Annotated in this window: 14 protein-coding genes; 6 read left to right on the plus strand and 8 right to left on the minus strand. The window is 35.5% G+C overall.

Features of this window, described 5'->3' with window-relative positions:
* The 8 genes from HM990_RS13910 to HM990_RS13945 form a co-directional block, all read right to left on the minus strand.
* Positions 1-213 (minus strand): hypothetical protein, encoded by a 213-nt coding sequence (locus tag HM990_RS13910; RefSeq protein WP_178989510.1) that lies wholly within the window; start codon positions 211-213, stop codon positions 1-3.
* Entirely contained in the window at positions 214-4,473 is a 4,260-nt protein-coding gene (locus HM990_RS13915) for a strawberry notch C-terminal domain-containing protein (RefSeq protein ID WP_178989511.1), read from the minus strand.
* A complete protein-coding gene (locus tag HM990_RS13920) occupies positions 4,466-4,891 on the minus strand; it encodes a hypothetical protein (RefSeq protein WP_178989512.1) in 426 nt (141 codons plus the stop codon). The genes HM990_RS13915 and HM990_RS13920 overlap by 8 nt, the downstream gene beginning before the upstream one ends.
* Positions 4,888-7,632: an N-6 DNA methylase gene (locus HM990_RS13925; RefSeq protein ID WP_178989513.1), complete on the minus strand. Its 2,745-nt coding sequence runs from the start codon at positions 7,630-7,632 to the stop codon at positions 4,888-4,890. The genes HM990_RS13920 and HM990_RS13925 overlap by 4 nt, the downstream gene beginning before the upstream one ends.
* Positions 7,633-7,896: 264 nt before the next feature.
* Complete coding sequence (locus HM990_RS13930) at positions 7,897-9,048, minus strand: glycosyl transferase family 2 (protein ID WP_229719272.1); 1,152 nt, start codon at positions 9,046-9,048, stop codon at positions 7,897-7,899.
* Entirely contained in the window at positions 9,048-9,320 is a 273-nt protein-coding gene (locus HM990_RS13935; protein WP_178989514.1) for a hypothetical protein, read from the minus strand. The genes HM990_RS13930 and HM990_RS13935 overlap by 1 nt, the downstream gene beginning before the upstream one ends.
* Positions 9,320-9,805, minus strand: a complete 486-nt coding sequence (locus HM990_RS13940; RefSeq protein ID WP_178989515.1) for a hypothetical protein — start codon at positions 9,803-9,805, stop codon at positions 9,320-9,322. The genes HM990_RS13935 and HM990_RS13940 overlap by 1 nt, the downstream gene beginning before the upstream one ends.
* A gap of 3 nt (positions 9,806-9,808) precedes the next feature.
* Positions 9,809-11,050: a replication/maintenance protein RepL gene (locus HM990_RS13945; protein WP_178989516.1), complete on the minus strand. Its 1,242-nt coding sequence runs from the start codon at positions 11,048-11,050 to the stop codon at positions 9,809-9,811.
* A 515-nt stretch (positions 11,051-11,565) separates the two neighbouring features.
* Between HM990_RS13945 and HM990_RS13950 the strand changes: the two genes are divergently transcribed.
* The 6 genes from HM990_RS13950 to HM990_RS13975 all read left to right on the plus strand — a co-directional run bounded on the left by HM990_RS13950 (position 11,566) and on the right by HM990_RS13975 (position 16,842).
* Positions 11,566-12,261, plus strand: a complete 696-nt coding sequence (locus HM990_RS13950) for a hypothetical protein (protein ID WP_178989517.1) — start codon at positions 11,566-11,568, stop codon at positions 12,259-12,261.
* Positions 12,258-12,536 (plus strand): hypothetical protein, encoded by a 279-nt coding sequence (locus HM990_RS13955; protein ID WP_178989518.1) that lies wholly within the window; start codon positions 12,258-12,260, stop codon positions 12,534-12,536. The genes HM990_RS13950 and HM990_RS13955 overlap by 4 nt, the downstream gene beginning before the upstream one ends.
* A gap of 124 nt (positions 12,537-12,660) precedes the next feature.
* Positions 12,661-12,834: a hypothetical protein gene (locus HM990_RS13960; RefSeq protein ID WP_178989519.1), complete on the plus strand. Its 174-nt coding sequence runs from the start codon at positions 12,661-12,663 to the stop codon at positions 12,832-12,834.
* A gap of 4 nt (positions 12,835-12,838) precedes the next feature.
* A complete protein-coding gene (locus HM990_RS13965; RefSeq protein WP_178989521.1) occupies positions 12,839-14,443 on the plus strand; it encodes a recombinase family protein in 1,605 nt (534 codons plus the stop codon).
* A 174-nt stretch (positions 14,444-14,617) separates the two neighbouring features.
* Complete coding sequence (locus tag HM990_RS13970) at positions 14,618-15,862, plus strand: tyrosine-type recombinase/integrase (RefSeq protein WP_178989523.1); 1,245 nt, start codon at positions 14,618-14,620, stop codon at positions 15,860-15,862.
* A 2-nt stretch (positions 15,863-15,864) separates the two neighbouring features.
* Positions 15,865-16,842, plus strand: coding sequence for a hypothetical protein (locus tag HM990_RS13975; RefSeq protein ID WP_178989525.1), 978 nt, complete (start codon positions 15,865-15,867; stop codon positions 16,840-16,842).
* Positions 16,843-16,899 lie beyond the last annotated feature (57 nt).

The raw sequence follows: 16,899 nt of genomic DNA on the forward strand, positions 1-16,899 counted from the left end.
TTAATTTCTTTTTGCTTTTTTGAATAGCTTGTCAGCAGCTTCGTTAGCTTCTTTTTTGGTTGAGTAAATACTATCGATTACATCTGCATCCATACCACGCCTAAATTTATTTTTGAGTTCTTGCATAGTTGTAGGTTGACCATCAAATATGGATTTTCGAGTTCGATAGAATGGCGTGTACACGATGTACATTTTATTGGGATTGACTTTCATCTATTTCAAAGCAATTTGTAGTTGGTTAATTAGTTCATCGATAGATGCTATTTGAGCAATCGTATCCTCATAAAAGACACGTCCTAAATCTAGAGCAGTGTACTTTCCAAATACAAATTCTGCATTACCATCTTCGTGTAGGTTATTCAAAATAAAATAACCCATTGCCTCAATCGCTTCGTGTAATGGCAAGTCTCTTACTTCTTCAATAATGGCATTAAAATCATCTTTAATTTCTGTCTGGAGGATAGTCGTTTTCCAATCTTGGTAAGGTTCTTCAACGTTCTTAAAAATGGGAATCAGCGAGTAATTGTATTTCTCCTTGTCAGTAAGTGGGCGATTGTAAATCACAAGACCAAATTCGTAATCTGCAGTTGGTTCTTCATAGCTTACAAAACCAATGGTGGGATTACTTCCTTGGCCATAAGCACGTCCTAATTGATACTTAAAATTTCCTTTTTTCTGTTTGGTCTGTGCTTTCCAATCGGTTTCATTTTCAATTTCCCAATCTTCGAGTTCACGAGCTTTGCCCATATACTGCACTTGAAAAGCATCCAATCGATTTAGAAACGGTTGCAGGTTTTCCAAATGCAATGCGCCAGTCATATCGCCAGCATTTTGTACAAAGTCTGGCAATTCATCTTGTGATTGACCAGATTCTCGTCTTAATAACGAACGTAGTTTTTCGTCAATTACCGCTGGGTATAAATCCTTTTTGTCTAAATAGACTTGATAATAATTATCACTTATTCGCTTTGCTCGAAAACTTAACTTGTGATCTGCAAAGAAGTCATCTAAATCCAATTTGCTAATTATTGGATACGCTTCAGAAACTGGAAGCAATGCCGAATCTGCCTCGCCTTCTTTGCCAAAGTCTCTATGCAATAGGATTCCATTTTTGATGGTACCTTCTTTGGTATTGTACTTAATCAGTTTGTTTTGAGTACCAATCTGACCTGAAGCACCTACGATATTCTCTGTCAAAATGTGACGACGTTCGCGTTTTGAAGAAGCCTTTTTAATCAGCTCGTTCCATTCCAAATTAACCATTTGTATGTCGACATCGGTAATGCCACGACTCTCTGTAAATACCTGGCTAATGAAACTCTGCTCGGCAGGCTGTAAACTGTATGTTAAAATCTTACGGGAATCTGTAACACCAAATTTTAAACTGATATTACTCAACGTATATGGGTTCTTACCAGATTTCCCGACGCTCACACCCAAGAAGATTCCCCAAGATGGTTTTATGGTCGTACCAATAAACGGAACACGAATCACATCGCCAATATTCCACATATTGGTATAGCGTAAAATGATGCTTTGAATGTTTTCTAATCCAGCGATATAAGTAGCGAGCTGTGAAGTCTTTTGATTGATAAGCGCTTCCAACTTGTTCCAGTCCGATAGAATCTTTTCGTTCTCTTCTTCGGTTTCTCCGCTGCCTCTTTGTGGTAATACTTCCCGATCTTCTTTTAATTTTTCTATGACCTTAAAACGTTTTGCTTTTCGGTCTTCTAAAAGTTTAGGATAAGCTTCATTGATTTGATCTTCTAATTTCAAACGCACTTGAACTGGTTTTTCTCCATCAAGCGCATCTTGAATGCGCTGATCAATATCTTGTTTGGTAAATGGTCGTTTTAGGTTATTTACTATAGTAATATCCCGTACCGTATCTTTACCAAATGGTGTGCGACCACCTTGACCTTTTTGAAACAGGAAACGCTTTTTTACTTCGGCATCGAGTGGTAAAAATTCAGTTTCCAGATCATACGTGCCTTGCTGTTTTTCTAATTTGATTTGATGGTCGTATCGTTCTAATAAATCATCGTACAACGCGTCTTGATCTTCCACTTTAAGTAATCCAGCTCTTCCAGTTAATTGACGGATAGCACCTTCTTTAAAACCATTACGTTCATAAGAAATGAAGCCTCGTTTATCGGTTTTCTTTTGATATGTTGGATAACCCAATTGTTCCATCATCTCTTGGTTTTCATCTACCCAATTCCACGCTGCGATGTCACCATATTTGTTTAGGAAGTCGGCACTTTTTAAAGTATCATCATTTGTCTTTTGCGAGCCTGTGGTATTAGCATCCAGCGATTTTAATTTTGCTTTAAGCATCGTCATTAAACGCTTTTCGGTCGGAATGTCACTTGTGATGTAATAATACTCTGGCAAGTTCACTTGACCAGTACGATTGATGCGTCCCCTTTTCTGAACTTCAGTATTTATATCCAGCTCGAACTGATGTACGATCATCGCTCGCTGGCGTTGGTCTTTAAAATCTTTACTCGCGTGCGCAGAAGATCCTGTACTACCACTTTGATTAATAAGCAGCACATCATAATCGCCACTATTAAACATTCTAAAAGAGCGTTCTGTATTGCTACGAAAAGATTCTACAACCGCTTCATCATCAGTTAAATCAATACGTTGATTACGACCTGTTACTTCGGCTACTTTGAAATACATATCAGAATGACCGCCTAAATGTTTGGGCTTCTTTTCAGTCTGCAGTAAATGAATCAACTCGTCAATGGGCGAAATAGATAGTCCAGAGCTTTCTAATAACATTCGTTTTTTGATGTCGTTGTATTTCTCAATCCCATTCTGAGGCAATTCCTCTAACTGAATACGTTCTCTGGTTTTTTCGCCATCAATCGCCACATAATTGTAGTTAAATATTCCATCGAGTCCTTTGACTAAAGTTCTAACAAAGTCCATTTGTTCATTTGGAATCACATCGCCACTTACCAAATTCAAATCTTTCAAGAATGCACCCATTGTGGACTTAAATGCAATGACTACTTTCTTGTCTTCCTTCAGTAATTTGATGGTGTGCGCTACCACATCTTTGACTTTCAATGCAAATAGCATTTGGTCAATGATGTTGAACACACGAGAAAAGTATGGCGATTGTTTTACGCCAAGTCCTCTCGGTTTAGAAGACATATGCTCGCCTTGCGCTTTCGCGGAAGCGTGAACGTCTGCTAATAATGGCGCCACAAATTCCTGCTCAAAAGCCACTACGTCATTCATTAAACTGATGATGCGATTGACGCTTTCTCGACTTTTACTGCGTTGTGGTTCGGCGTCCAGTGTTATGTAATCTACATTGATACCTTCGTTGGAACGCTGACGTCTAATAAGCTGACCACTTTCTGAAAGATTGGATGCCACAATTTCCTGTAATGCTAATCCGCCACTGGTCATTGAACGCACAAAATTTGAGTCGGTCAATCCTGTTTCAGCGATGGCGGTTTTCTTCGCATAGAAAGGCATCACTTCTGGATATTTGGCGAACGTAGCACTCAAAAAGCAACAAGCTTTAGTTTGCGGCAAGACTTCGCGCATCCAGGTACCGATGATGGAATCGAAACCGCCAGCCATATGCGACTCATCGAGAATGAAGATGAGCTTCTTATATTTTTTACTTCCATCGATTCCGTTATTTACCATTTTCTCAATCCACATACGTTTGTAGGGATGTGCAGATTGCACTTGAGAATAAGTAGCAAAAATCATATCATAACCCAATGGTAAATGGTCGAGCGTCAATGGAATTTTAATAGTTGGTGTTTTATCAGGATCAGGTAGTTTCTTCCCAATCTTTTTATGGTATTCAATAGACTCTGGACTCTCCGTTGGAAATTCAATTTCGTTTGAAATCAGGTCAGCTTGCGCAGAACTACTCAGCGGACTGAACACCACATTACCATCGGCATCTTTAATCTTTGCATTGGTATCTGTATTGACTATGAATGGCCTGATGTTCTCAAAACCTATCGCTTTCAGATCACGATACATATCTGTAAACAAGTCTGGTTTCTTGGTAAAAAAGACAGGAATATAATCGTTCATAACTGCGTGTCGTATCACCGCAGCAGCCTGCCGACCTTTTCCTATTCCTGTCTGATCTGCTATAATAATGCCTTGCTCATTTTCAAATTGATTGAGATACAAACCAACCGCATCCACTTGTTCTGCACCCAATCCACTCCAAAGTTGTTTGGTGGATTCATACTTTAATTGATTACGCACATAATTATCAATATTCCCTTTTGTCTTCACAATGCTATTGAGCGACTTTTGAACCTCAAATGCCATATTACGCGGAATGAGCGTATTCATTCGGTATGGCGCTTTTGACTTTGGGACGTATTCCACTAAAGCACTTTCTTGCGTGGCAAGTTTTGCGACCTCTTCGGCATCTTGCTTAAAATCTGCCTGTTCTATTTCTAATTCTTGGTTACTCATTCTTGTGTTGGGCTAATGCTTCTAAATAAGTTCGTAATGTGATTTCTAAATACAACTGAATGGCCTCTTCTTTATCCATACCACTTCCATAAAGCAATGAATCTTGAGGTGCGGTTTCGTCCAGTTTATCCCAACTTTCTTTGAGTGTCCAGAGTGCGAGTTGCATCTTATCTGTATTGGCAAGAAAGTCGGCTATTTCTGCTACCGATTTCCCTTCGGTGTAGACCAACTCCAGATAATCTTCAATAAGAGCAATTGGGTTTTCACCTTTCGCGAAAGCGTGTTCCACCAGTAGATGTAATTGAATGTAAAGTGCTGCTTCGTGGTCTTCATAGCGTTCAAATGATTTGGTGTTTGTGACCATAAAGAGTTTTGTACTCGTGTCGTTAGGCATTAATTGATTATTGAAATAGATCATTTTGTTCTTGCGGTTTTAAGCTGTTTTATGATGGTATCGATATTTGGTTTGATGTGCGATTTGGTTTGCTTCCAGAGATCTTCAAACGTCTCTACCATATCTTCTAAATGTGGTTGTTCGCTTTTGTTTGGTGCTACTCCATAAGGTTTTGATTTACGACCACCAATGAGAATGAGCATTGTTTTTGTAACCGCTCCTTGTTTATTGTAGAGCTTGTAACTATTCATATTAATCACATCGTCTACTTTGTAATGACGATACAGCCAGTTGAAAAACGGACGGTATTTTGCAAAAAGTCCGTCGTCTCCAAAATAGACGTGTCCCATTATAATAATTGCTGCCTTGCCATCATCTTTCATCGTGTAAAGCGCCAATCCAGCCATCAAGTGTTCTAGGCGAATATGGTTTGCTAATCCGCGATGTTTGTTGAAGTATTTCTGTATAATTCGCTCCTTATCAAACTTAGAATCATCCCAACTTGCAAATGGCGGATTGGTCACGACCACATCGTGAACTTTGTGCATCATTTCTGGAAATGGTTCTGCTGCGTTATCTGATGTAATACGACCAAAACCTTGATGCTCTAAAGATTGTTTTCGGCTTTTATCTATCTCGTTGACGTGAGTGATTCTTGGATTCGCTCCTACGAGTAGCAACCCATTTCCAGCACTTGGCTCAAAGATGAACTCGGCTTCATCCATTTGGGTGTATTGCGCGATGATGGCTCCAATAGGACAAGGCGTGGAATACTGTTTGTAGAGTTCTTTACTACTATCAGAATACGCATAGGTAGGTTGCACTTTATTCCAAAACAACACCATCTTTTTCAGTCGTGCTTCAAATGGGATAGGTTCTCTGTAGAGCATCTTGTACCATAACAACCAACTCAATTCTACCGCTTCCCAAAGTGCGCCCATCGTTGGTGCATTGGTTTCTTCTCTAAGCTTTTCTATCTTCTTTTTTGATAGGCGTTCCGCTTTCGCGAAAGCGGTATGCAGAATAGCTATGACCTTATCTAAATAGTCGTTGGGTTCTTGATGTTTTTCTTTTTTAGGCTTGGGTTCTGGAAGTGATTCTTCGACCTCTAAATCCTTGTTCATATAATCCTGAATGACCAGTTTGGATCTTTCCAATCTGCTTATTTCCCATTCAATATCATTGAAAGCTTCTTTGGACTGCTTATCGGTTCTGGGTTTGTTGGATTTTGGGTTGACTAATTCCAATTTCTTTTCAACCAATTCCATTAATAAGGAATCCATAATCACAATTCCCTTTGCTAAATCTGCAATAGGTCTGGAATGTTCGACCGCAGACCACCATTGATGCCTGTCATCGTATGCGCCAATTTGAGAAGCTAAAGTTGAGACACTTTTATAACCAGTATGAACGTTCACATAAGGATAATCTAAATCTGTAGGATAGCCGATTTCTTCAAACGCTTCCAGACCGCGACTTTCCCACTCACGAAGAACTGTAGAACGATTTACATTAATTCCATAATCATTAGGATGTGCCATTTGAGACAGACGAAATAAATCTAATCCAGAGGCTTGTTCAATGGTATCATCTGTAATGTTGTAGAGTCGCTTGAACTTCATTCTCATAAAGTTGGCATCACTTAAATTGAGTCCACCAGATTGAAAAGGTTCGCCAGCTTTTGTTGGGACTAAAACATTGGGAACAATATGATCGCGATTGAAAATATCTTTTGATACAGATAGCGTTCTAGCGACCTCTTCTTTCAGATGGAAAAGAGGTAAGTCTAGCGATAGGTTCAAGCGATTGATTTCCATTAACGCCATTGTGCGCGATGAGAAAGTCAAATCCAAAATCCAATCCTTAAAGTTTTGTAGCGCTTTTAAAAGTTCGTTCTTAAAACGTAGTTCGCTGGATTGTTCCTGCGCATCTTCTAAATCTAAAATGGTGGTGGCTATGATGGTTTCATCTTCACCTTCAAGACTCTCTTCTAAAATTACAAGTTTGCTAATCACTTCGCTTAAAATCTCACGAGTAGAAATTTTACGCTCTTTATCGGTCTTGTAACCAGACTCATTTTCTTTAGGCACTTCTTCAAGGGTCTCTTCGTTTTCAGTTTTACTATCTTCTATAGGAAGTTCGTTTTCTATTTTGATTTGCTTTTCGTTGTTTGTTGTCTCAAGAGTAGGTTTGTCTTGAGCTTTGCCATCCTCTATAGGAAGGTAGTTTTCTACTTCCTTAGTAGGTTCGTTTTCTATTTCCGTTATCTCATCGACTTTAAAACGATTTATAATTTGCCCTTTGTCATATATAATGCGAGCTTTCCGTTTATAGTTTCTGGGAGAGACTTCGACGTTTTGCAAATCGTCTCCATATTTGGTAATGGCATATTGAGTTGCTATTTCTGTAGCGACCTTCTTATAGGGATCGAATAAAACATAGTCCTTCGTTTCTGCCTTTTCTGTACCTCTGTATGAAATAGTAACAAAACTAAATTTGCTTTTATCAATGTTTTCTAAGGAAGGTTGAAACGATGGATACATCGAAACCGTTTTCCAATCGTCTCCACGAGAAAACGCATCTCTTAAGGAAGTAGCAAAACTTTTATAGGCTGGATGCGCATCAGAATACCAAGTATTTTTCTTCTTAAAAACCTCGCGAAAGCCTAATTCTAATAGGAAGGTCGAAAACTCTTTGGGTAGGTTTTCACTGAATAGCAATTCAATTGCGTTTTTCTCTTCGTTCTCTGTAATCGTTACCTGCATCTGTATCGGGAATAGGAAAACTCATCGCTATAGGAAGCTCGTTTTCTCTTTGATTTAGGATAAATATAGATTTGAGAGTCGGTCGATTGACCTTACGGAAATGTACTTCGGTACATTGGGATTATTTTGAAATTAGGTTGAAATGGGTAATCGTAGTAACGGTAAGGGTTTTGAATTTATGGGTGGGATAAATTCAATAATTTTAGAAGGTACTCTAAAGTAATATCCCTGAACTTTCATTTTAAGTTCAGGGATATTGATTGATTAAATATATAAGGAAGTTATTTTATCAATAGATGTCTTTGCAAAGCTGTTATTATTCCAGATATTCTTTATGAGACTAGAAGAAAAATTTTTCTCTTTATCATATTTTACAAGTGTTTCAAGAGCTTCTAACCACTCAGGAGCTTCACTCGCTAAAAATCCATTTTCTGCATTGTGAATCCATTTTTTGACTGGATGGTGAGATGATGCAACTACAGGAATCCCAAACGTTGAAAGCTCCATAAAAAGCTGATAGTTTTGATGCCTATTAAAAAGACATTCTAAAGCAGGTAGTAAAACTACATCGAGTTGTAAGCTGTTCAACTTTTCAAAATAATCTAAGAATGAAACGGTAGGATGTATTTCTACTTTATATTCTTTAAAAAGTTTTTCTACTTCCCATACAGAATAGGGCTTCCCGAAGTAAATAAACTCAATTTGATCTCCAAAATTTTTTCTCATTTTAAAAAGTACTTCCTTAAGAGATAGCAAATCTTCTTCGGTTGATTTTATTAAGCCTACTCGTAATTTCTCTGAAGTGTTTCTTGTAAGTGGTGGCATTTCTTCATAGCCATATCTCGAGACTAAACTGGGAAGGTATTGCACAAATGTATGTGCGTTTTCTAAGCGGTCGTCAATGAATCGCTGCAAGAACTTTTGAAAAGCTTCATTTGCAACAGTCACGATATCCATTAGACCCAAATTATTTTCTATGCACTTTAGTTTGTCATTAGTTAGCTTTCGCGAAAGCGGAATAGAAACAGGTATCGCAAAATAATTTCTATCTAAGTCCATCACTAATTGAACCGAAGGATTAAGCGTTTTGATAGCCTGCATCAAATAGCTAACATCACTAAACAGGGCAGGGAAAATGATGTAATCTGCCCAGGTAATTAAGCGCTCATCCAGCTGATTTACAAAATCAGAAAGTTTCATCGAGAAGTCATTGGTCTCGATACTGGTAATAATCGCCTTATGCGTATCTGTTTTATTGATTTCTAATGCAGGTGTTATCATCCTGTAATAACCTGTCGCATTGAGTTTGGGACTCACATAAAGCAGATGAATTTTATCATCTGCCTCTATGTTATATCGCTGGTCAAAATTGTTTTTAGGATTGAGCTTCGCTTGTAATTCTTTAATTGTTCTCATTATATAGTTTCAACTGATTTCTCAATCCCTTCGTAAAATTTTGCAATGCGTTGTCCGGTTGCTTTGTCATAAATCTCAATGGTACCAGCTAATGGACCATATTGTTTTATCTTTTTTCTGAAACGTTCCATACCAGTTTCTTTGCTGCGTGTTCTTGATAATTTGTGCTTCCAATCTATTGAATACATTGTTCTTACGTTACCGTCTTTAAACCAGACAATCATTTTTGAAAATGAATCTTGTCCTAGTTTCCATCCTTTGCTTTGTGCCATTATTTGAAATATTTAATTAGTGAATTAAGTGGGATTTGTTTTATAAACTCTTCATTTTGAAAAGCTCTAACCTGGACTTTATCGTCCTTGAGGTGAATCCAAATACGGACGCTTTCTTCATCAATACGATTGGCTTCTGCAAACTCTTTGAGGTATTGTTTGATGCTGAAGGCAACTTTATTCTGTACGTTATCCAATTGTGCTAATTGCTCTTCCATAAAGAAATACGTGAGCTCTTGAGTAGGTATAGCGCTCACAGGTTTACTCTGATTGTATAAAAATGAACGTATGATGTGATCTTTTTGAAAAATCCTGATGTAGAGACGATCCTTTGGGATTTGAAGTCTGTTGGAAATGTAGTTGGTGCGGTTAGTGATAGTTTTAGTTACCATCTTTTCGTAACCAAAAATATCAACCGTCAAATCGGTTAATGCACCTTTGAGTTTTTTGCTCAAAGACGCATCATTTTTTTTAAATGGATTCATTTTTTAAGTATTAAGTTGTAAATATTTGTGTGTAGAGTGATTCAAAACAGAAGCGTGAAAAGTGTTCAACAATTCTGGTTGACCTAATTTGCTGATTCTGGTTTCGCAAGACCTAAATAGCTCAAGGCGAGGTTTTTGCTTTGCAGTTTCTTTTTTCTCATTGTTGAGAAAACGACGAATTTGAGCTTGTAAAATCAGTTTTAACCGCACCTCGTATTCTCTTTTCTTCTGCTTTTGGTACCAGATTCTCGTTCCCGTAAAACCTGATGGATTTTTTGGGTCAAAGTATTTATCTGGAAGCTGGACGTATCGTTTTGTTGGGTCTTTTGCAATATATTTTTGTACAATTCCTAATCGGCTAACATAAACCTCGTGGACGTTTTGCAGTTGTTTGTCAGAGACAGGCTCGTACCACAAATGGAGCAGTTTCAGCGCGGTTTTCTCTTGACTTTGTGTAAGGTAATGGTCTTTGTAGATGGTATTTCGCGCCAGTTTCCAAAAGGACTTGACGTAAAATGATAGGGAAGCGGAACGAGCCTGATCGACGCCTGAAATTTCGGCGCCAGTTTGATCTGTGGCTCGTGATTTCCGCTCTATTTCCCCTGCATCATTATTTTTTTTGGGGTCTATTTTTCCTGTGTATCCTGTAAAAGTGTTACTAGTAGCGTTGCGTGACTCATAACCCTTCGTGAGTGGTAACGAACTCGCTTTAGTCTTCAACTTATCAACGCCTATTATTATATTATTTATGTAACCATTGTTACTAGTATCTGTATGAGGACAAGTTGTCGTTTTAGAATTTTTAAAAAACTGATTATCAGTAGTTTTTGATTTTTCAGTTTGAAGCTCATTTTCAGGCTTATTAACGGCTTTTACACCACCTATCAACAATATATTTGGGTTGATAAAAAGCTCGTATCCAGAGTTGGAACCGTGCCATATCTTTTTAGTTATGATATTAGCTTCTATGAGACGTTTGAGGTGTCGTTGGATGGTTCTTGTGCTTGCTTTGGCACGTTTGGCTAGCTGTACGTTATTAGTCTTTAATGGAGGTAAATTCTGTAAATCTATGGCAGCTATACTATTTGCCTTCAGTAAGGATATAGAATAAATCTTGATGATCTCTTGAGTGGTTAAGATCATTGCCTGTCTTACATGCGAAGAGAGGTCTTTTGTGCTTGCATTATGCTGGTTAACGTAACCTTCTAAAGCATTAAATGCGGTTGAGTATTGTATGATGGCCATTGTTGAGACAATAGCCAGTAATCAGCTTTTTTGCTGTCTGTACTGGTAATTTGAGTGAAGTGCCCGTTTAAGCATCTTAATTTTTAAGCCTCGTAGAATAGTATCTCTGTTCGCTTCTTAATAGAAGATCGCTTTTCTTCTTTTTCTTCAATGAGATCAAGGCACAATTCATAAATAATTTCTACACTACTGGGTCTGATAGATTGTAGTCTAAAAAACTTGGTAATCGTGGGGCGTGATAATTGTGTTTTACTTTTTATGACGTTCACGGGACTATCATAAAGCTTCTCCATCCTGAGAACCACCTTTTTGATATCTTCTGTTAGGTACATTAATTAAATGTTTAGTAAATTAATTGACAACATATTGTAAATAAAATACAAATAAAACATCATTTATACTTTATTTGATGCCAAATATACTTAATATTGCATTTCAATTAACATAATAATCTAAAATAATGTTGTTTTAAAAAGAATAAAGTAAATAAAGTATTGATAAATAGATAGATATAGATGAAAGAAAATCCCCAGTATGACGAGATAGATCTCAAATTTGTAAATGCAGTAGATGAAGTGATTGCTGTAAATTCGGAATTAGGTATTAAACCTAATAATGACAGCTCAATCGGTAAAGAGGTATATCCCACTAATAGAAGTATAGTTTCTGCGGTAAGAAGTAGATCGAAGCATATTCCGCATTTAGCGCTCATCAATTTTGCTAAACGTTTTAATATAGATATGAATTATTTCTACAATGAAACCCCATTGCAATATCAGCCACCAACCATCACAAATATTACTGTAAAGAAAAACGGAATAAGTAGTACAGGAAATAATGCTACTAACATTCACGCAGGTAATGGAAAGATAAAAGGGATTAATAATGCGGAAGCTGGCTCAAAAAACACCTTAGTAGAAGTTGTCGAAGTCAATACAATGATTAACAACTTCATTTCTCAAATAGACGGTGAACGAGTAAAACAGTTCCTGACTATTATCTCAAAAATACAAGTGGAGAGCAAATCTTCATCAAAAAAATTGGAACGTATTTTAATAGAGAAATCAGAAGAAATAAAAGAAATGCGTATTTCATTTAAAGAAGAAATGGGTGAGCTAAGAGAAGAGCTTAAAGAAACGCGTGAGAAACTTGATATTTCTCTTAAAAGAGAAGTGGATTTATTGAGAGAGCTATTAAACGAAAGGAAATGAGCTTAATTATAGAACAGAAGGATTTAAAGTCATTAGATGATTTTAGTCCAGAAGAACTTCAGTTAATTGAAATGACAAGAAATCAAAAGTTTCAATCATTGAGAATAGTAAAACGTGACGGTCGAATTGATATGATTGAAGGAGTTGAGCGTATTGAGGACAGAACTAAAATAGTAGATATCCTTAAACAACACGATTATCAGAATATTGAAATTAAGCAAAGCGATGGCAGAATCGTCTTGATTAACAGAACTGTAAAAACAAAGGTTAAGTAAACCAATTAAAGCGACTGAGTATAGTCATCGGAAATACCGAAGCTATGCTAAGAGATCATAAGGATCACTATTTCAGATTCAATTGTAACCAATAAGTAATGGAGCAATTGATAAGAAAAAAAAGATGTCTAACTCAATTGCAGTAGAAGAAAAACCTACTTTTAAGAAATATGATGCTGAATGGCTTCAAAAGTTTGATGGCTTCAAAGATTATTCAGATAAGAAAGCAGAAGAGACAATAAACCAATTAGAAGAATTTGCAAAAGTACTTTGTGAGCATCTTCAAAATAGTAGTTAAGTATATGAAAGACCAAACAATATTTGATCAGTTTGCCAAAAAAGGTAAAGGACAAAAATTACGAACAGATGGCAAAGCTGTTATATACACAAGAGTATCTACCAAAGAACAAGCAGAGAACAACGCCAGTTTAGAAACTCAATTAAAGTACTGTAAGGATCTTGCAAATAAAAAAGGACTTGAGGTAAGTGAGTATTTTGGAGGAACCTATGAGTCAGCTAAAAGTGATGAGCGTAAGGAATTTCAAAAGATGCTTAATTATGTAAAGCGAAGAAGTAATGTAGGCTATATCATTGTCTATTCTTACGATAGATTTTCAAGAACTGGAGCAAATGGTGCTTACATAAGTGATCAGTTAAAAAGACAAGGTATTGTCACAATATCAGCTACCCAAGAGGTCGATACTTCTACAAGTGCAGGATCATTCCAACAGAACCTTTACTATATGTTTTCTCAGTTTGATAATGAATTGAGAAGAGATAAATCAGTGTCTGGAATGCAAGAGAAACTTCGCAAAGGACATTGGACAGGCGCATATCCGTTTGGTTACACAAATGCCAATCCAGGAAAAGGAAAAACTCCCAAATTTGTTATTACAAAAGAAGGAAGGCTATTGAAGCAGGCTTTCTTGTGGAAAGCAAACAGCAATATGTCTCACGTTGAAATCGCAAATAAATTACAGGAGAAAGGGCTTAAAATAAATGATAAGAGATTGAGCGTTTTATTTAGAAATCCATTCTATTGTGGACTTATTGTAAATAGCCTCATACCAGGAGAAGTTATTGAAGGCAATCATCAGCCAATGATAACTAAAGATTTATTTCTTAAAATTCATAACTTATTGAATACAGGAACTGAGACCAGAAAGTACTGCGTAGATGACGAAAACCTGCCTCTAAAAACTTTCCTGAAGTCCACAACTTGTGGGACTCCTTACACAGGGTTTATCGTAAAGAAAAAAGGGCTTTACTATTATAAAAATCGTCGTAAGGGAAGTAAGGAGAATAGAAGTGCTAAGAAACTGCATCAAGAGTTTTTAGAGCTTTTAGAGACTTACAAACTAGAGGACAAGAAATTTGTAGCACCATTAAAAGAAATGGTCTATGACACCTTTGTTAGTATGAATGAAGAGGCTATAAAAGAAACCAAAGAACTATCAAGTGGCATAGTCGCTATTGAAATGAAGTTAGATCGTTTAGAAGAGCGCTATGTCTTTGAAGAAATAAATAAGTCTCAATATGATAGATTCAGAACTAAGTTGGTATCAGAAATTAATCAAAAAAAGAAAAATTTATCAAAACATAGCTTCGATAGTTCAAACCTTAAAAAATCAATTAATATAGCCTTGAAATATGCGCTCAACCTACCGCTATTATGGAGTTCTGGAGATATTGAAGTAAAAAGAAAACTTCAATATATGGTCTTTCCAGACGGTTTAGGGTATGACTTCAAAAACAAGAGAGTTCAAACTTTTAGAGTAAACTCAATTTTTGCTCAAATAGCCTGTTTATCAGATAAGTTAGGAACAAATAAAAAAGGGAACTTTCAAAATAAAATTGAAAATTCCCTTTCAGTGACCTCGACAGGATTCAAACCTGTAACCTCTTGAGCCGTAATCAATAACAGCACTTAATAGATACCACTTGTTAATTACTTAATTTTACTAGTTATCAGTGGTTTATATTTTATAATTACTAATTTTTACTATCTATTATTGATCTATTAAGTAATTTTTTCTGCAAATATTCTGCAAATGATTTATATTTGCAGAAACAATATAACTATGAGTTATAATATATCTATTCGCCTAGATAAGAGAAGAAAGAAAGATTCAGGAACATATCCAGTAAAACTTCGTGTTTACGGAAAAGCCACTCAAAAAGAAAAATGGTACAATCTAAACATCGACTTAACTAAAACAGAGTTTGAAACCGTATGGATTAACCCTGAAAATAAAAATTTAAGAGGCACAAACAAGGATTTACGTTTAGAATTACAAGCCATCGAAAATAGAGCAAATGATGAGGCGAAAGCCATGAGTGTATTTGACTTTGAAAAATTCGAATTTAAATTTTTTAGAAAATCAAATGACAAAAATAATATTCATTACCACTTTAATCTTGCGATAGAAAAAAACATAAAGAATGAAAAAATAAGTACTGCAGAGAGTTTTAAATACACGCTTAATTCCCTTGCTCAATTTAGTGAAGAGCAAAAAAAATGCCCTATTAATAATTTAACCTTCCAATCGATCACCCCTGAATGGTTAAAGGAATACGAGAAATATATGTTAAATAAAGGCAAAAGTTTAACTACTGTCTCTATTTATTTAAGAACGCTAAGAGTAATTTTCAACAATGCCATCGAAGTAAACGATCTTAATAGTGACCACTACCCTTTTGGAAAAAACAAGTATAAAATTCCAAGAACAAGAAAAGTAAAAAAGGCTTTAAACTCAGATCAACTTAAAACTTTATTTAAAGCTGAAGCAACAAATTACAACGAGACTAAAGCTAAAGATTTCTGGTTTTTCAGCTTTGCCTGTAATGGCATGAACATTAAAGACATTGCTCTACTGAAATACTCCGATATTAAGGATGATAGATTCACCTATTACAGAGCTAAAACGTTTGACAAAACTACCGACAAAACTAAAATCATTATTTATTTAACAGACTTTACAAGTGGTGTCATAGAAACTTATGGCAATAAATCGAAGGAAGGTTTTGTATTTGATATTATTGAACAAAAAGATGATAGTTTAAAACGGTATAAAAAAATTAAAAACTTTACTAGATATATCAACGATCACATTAAAAGAATAGCCAAGGCAAATAATTTGCCACAAGATTTATCATCATATTGGGCAAGACATTCTTTTGCTACAAATGCAGTCCGTAAAGGTGCTAGTATGGAATTTATCAGCGAAGCCTTAGATCACAGTGACCTTCATGTCACGAAAAATTACTTTGCTGGCTTTGAAGATAACTCTAAAAAAGAATTTGCAAACTCGATAATGGATTTTTAAACATGAATAACAAAGGTAAATTCCATAAATTAATTCTGATTTTAACAGAAGTAACACCGCTTAATTTTAATATAAAAATCAATAATATCCTTACCCATCCTTATATAACTCATGATAAAATCCATTTACAACTGATTAGAGAATATTTAAATGATGATTTTTTATATCAACAAAAAGTTAAAAAGCATTTAAGCACAGAATCATCTGACAATGATGGTAAAGAACATTTAGATATTGAACCTTTATTTGTTATTTTATCTATTGAATTTTTCTTCTTTTCCGAAATACTAAATAACAGTGAAAAAAAAGAACTGATAATAAATTTTTTTAATTCTCTAGACTTAGAATTTATTAATTGGCATAAAGATGATAACTACATTAAAGCAATAGAATTACTAGCTAAATACAAATTAATATATCACAAAGAATTACTAGATTTAGGAAATAACTTTTTAAAGAATTTAGAGGTAATAAATGAGCTTCTCAACGTTATCAATGAACAAACATTATTATTAGATATTGAAGATACTTCTTTATCTCAAATATTGGAGAAATCAAACAAGTTCTACTTAAATAAAATGAATTATTATAAAGAAGCTCATTCAATTAATTCTAAGACAGGAGATAATAATATAGATCCCAAAATATTACAGCTAAAAAATTTATGGTCGATGAATGCAAAAATCTCTTTAGATAGTGTTTTAAAAGCAGGAATAGACAATAAAATTTGGGATGATAATTTAAATATTATTACCAAAAGAAATAGTATCTACGGATCCGGCAAAGCGCTTCTAAGTAGTTTATCCATTTCTTTAAAAAATCATGCATACCCAGAAATAATTGACCCAAACGTTTTAGGAGATGCATTTTGTACTGCTTTCAATGTTTCGATAGATAAAAACACTAAAGAACCCTATAAATCTTTTACAAGTGCTAATCCAAAATACACTAGAGAATTTAAAAGACTATTAAAACTCTAAAAAAATACTTTTTCCTTAAACAGTATAAACCCAGAATAGTAGTCATCTGGATTCGCC

The organism is Winogradskyella schleiferi, from assembly GCF_013394655.1.
GTDB classification, from domain to species: Bacteria; Bacteroidota; Bacteroidia; order Flavobacteriales; family Flavobacteriaceae; genus Winogradskyella; species Winogradskyella schleiferi.

What these genes read in the sequence shown, in the direction of transcription:
- HM990_RS13925 (WP_178989513.1), bottom strand. Translation starts at nt 7,632, where the DNA reads ATGCAGGTAACGATTACAGAGAACGAAGAGAAAAACGCAATTGAATTG.
- HM990_RS13950 (WP_178989517.1), top strand. Translation starts at nt 11,566, where the DNA reads ATGAAAGAAAATCCCCAGTATGACGAGATAGATCTCAAATTTGTAAAT.
- HM990_RS13910 (WP_178989510.1), bottom strand. Translation starts at nt 213, where the DNA reads ATGAAAGTCAATCCCAATAAAATGTACATCGTGTACACGCCATTCTAT.
- HM990_RS13970 (WP_178989523.1), top strand. Translation starts at nt 14,618, where the DNA reads ATGAGTTATAATATATCTATTCGCCTAGATAAGAGAAGAAAGAAAGAT.
- HM990_RS13945 (WP_178989516.1), bottom strand. Translation starts at nt 11,050, where the DNA reads ATGGCCATCATACAATACTCAACCGCATTTAATGCTTTAGAAGGTTAC.
- HM990_RS13960 (WP_178989519.1), top strand. Translation starts at nt 12,661, where the DNA reads ATGTCTAACTCAATTGCAGTAGAAGAAAAACCTACTTTTAAGAAATAT.
- HM990_RS13930 (WP_229719272.1), bottom strand. Translation starts at nt 9,048, where the DNA reads ATGAGAACAATTAAAGAATTACAAGCGAAGCTCAATCCTAAAAACAAT.
- HM990_RS13935 (WP_178989514.1), bottom strand. Translation starts at nt 9,320, where the DNA reads ATGGCACAAAGCAAAGGATGGAAACTAGGACAAGATTCATTTTCAAAA.
- HM990_RS13915 (WP_178989511.1), bottom strand. Translation starts at nt 4,473, where the DNA reads ATGAGTAACCAAGAATTAGAAATAGAACAGGCAGATTTTAAGCAAGAT.
- HM990_RS13975 (WP_178989525.1), top strand. Translation starts at nt 15,865, where the DNA reads ATGAATAACAAAGGTAAATTCCATAAATTAATTCTGATTTTAACAGAA.
- HM990_RS13965 (WP_178989521.1), top strand. Translation starts at nt 12,839, where the DNA reads ATGAAAGACCAAACAATATTTGATCAGTTTGCCAAAAAAGGTAAAGGA.
- HM990_RS13920 (WP_178989512.1), bottom strand. Translation starts at nt 4,891, where the DNA reads ATGATCTATTTCAATAATCAATTAATGCCTAACGACACGAGTACAAAA.
- HM990_RS13940 (WP_178989515.1), bottom strand. Translation starts at nt 9,805, where the DNA reads ATGAATCCATTTAAAAAAAATGATGCGTCTTTGAGCAAAAAACTCAAA.
- HM990_RS13955 (WP_178989518.1), top strand. Translation starts at nt 12,258, where the DNA reads ATGAGCTTAATTATAGAACAGAAGGATTTAAAGTCATTAGATGATTTT.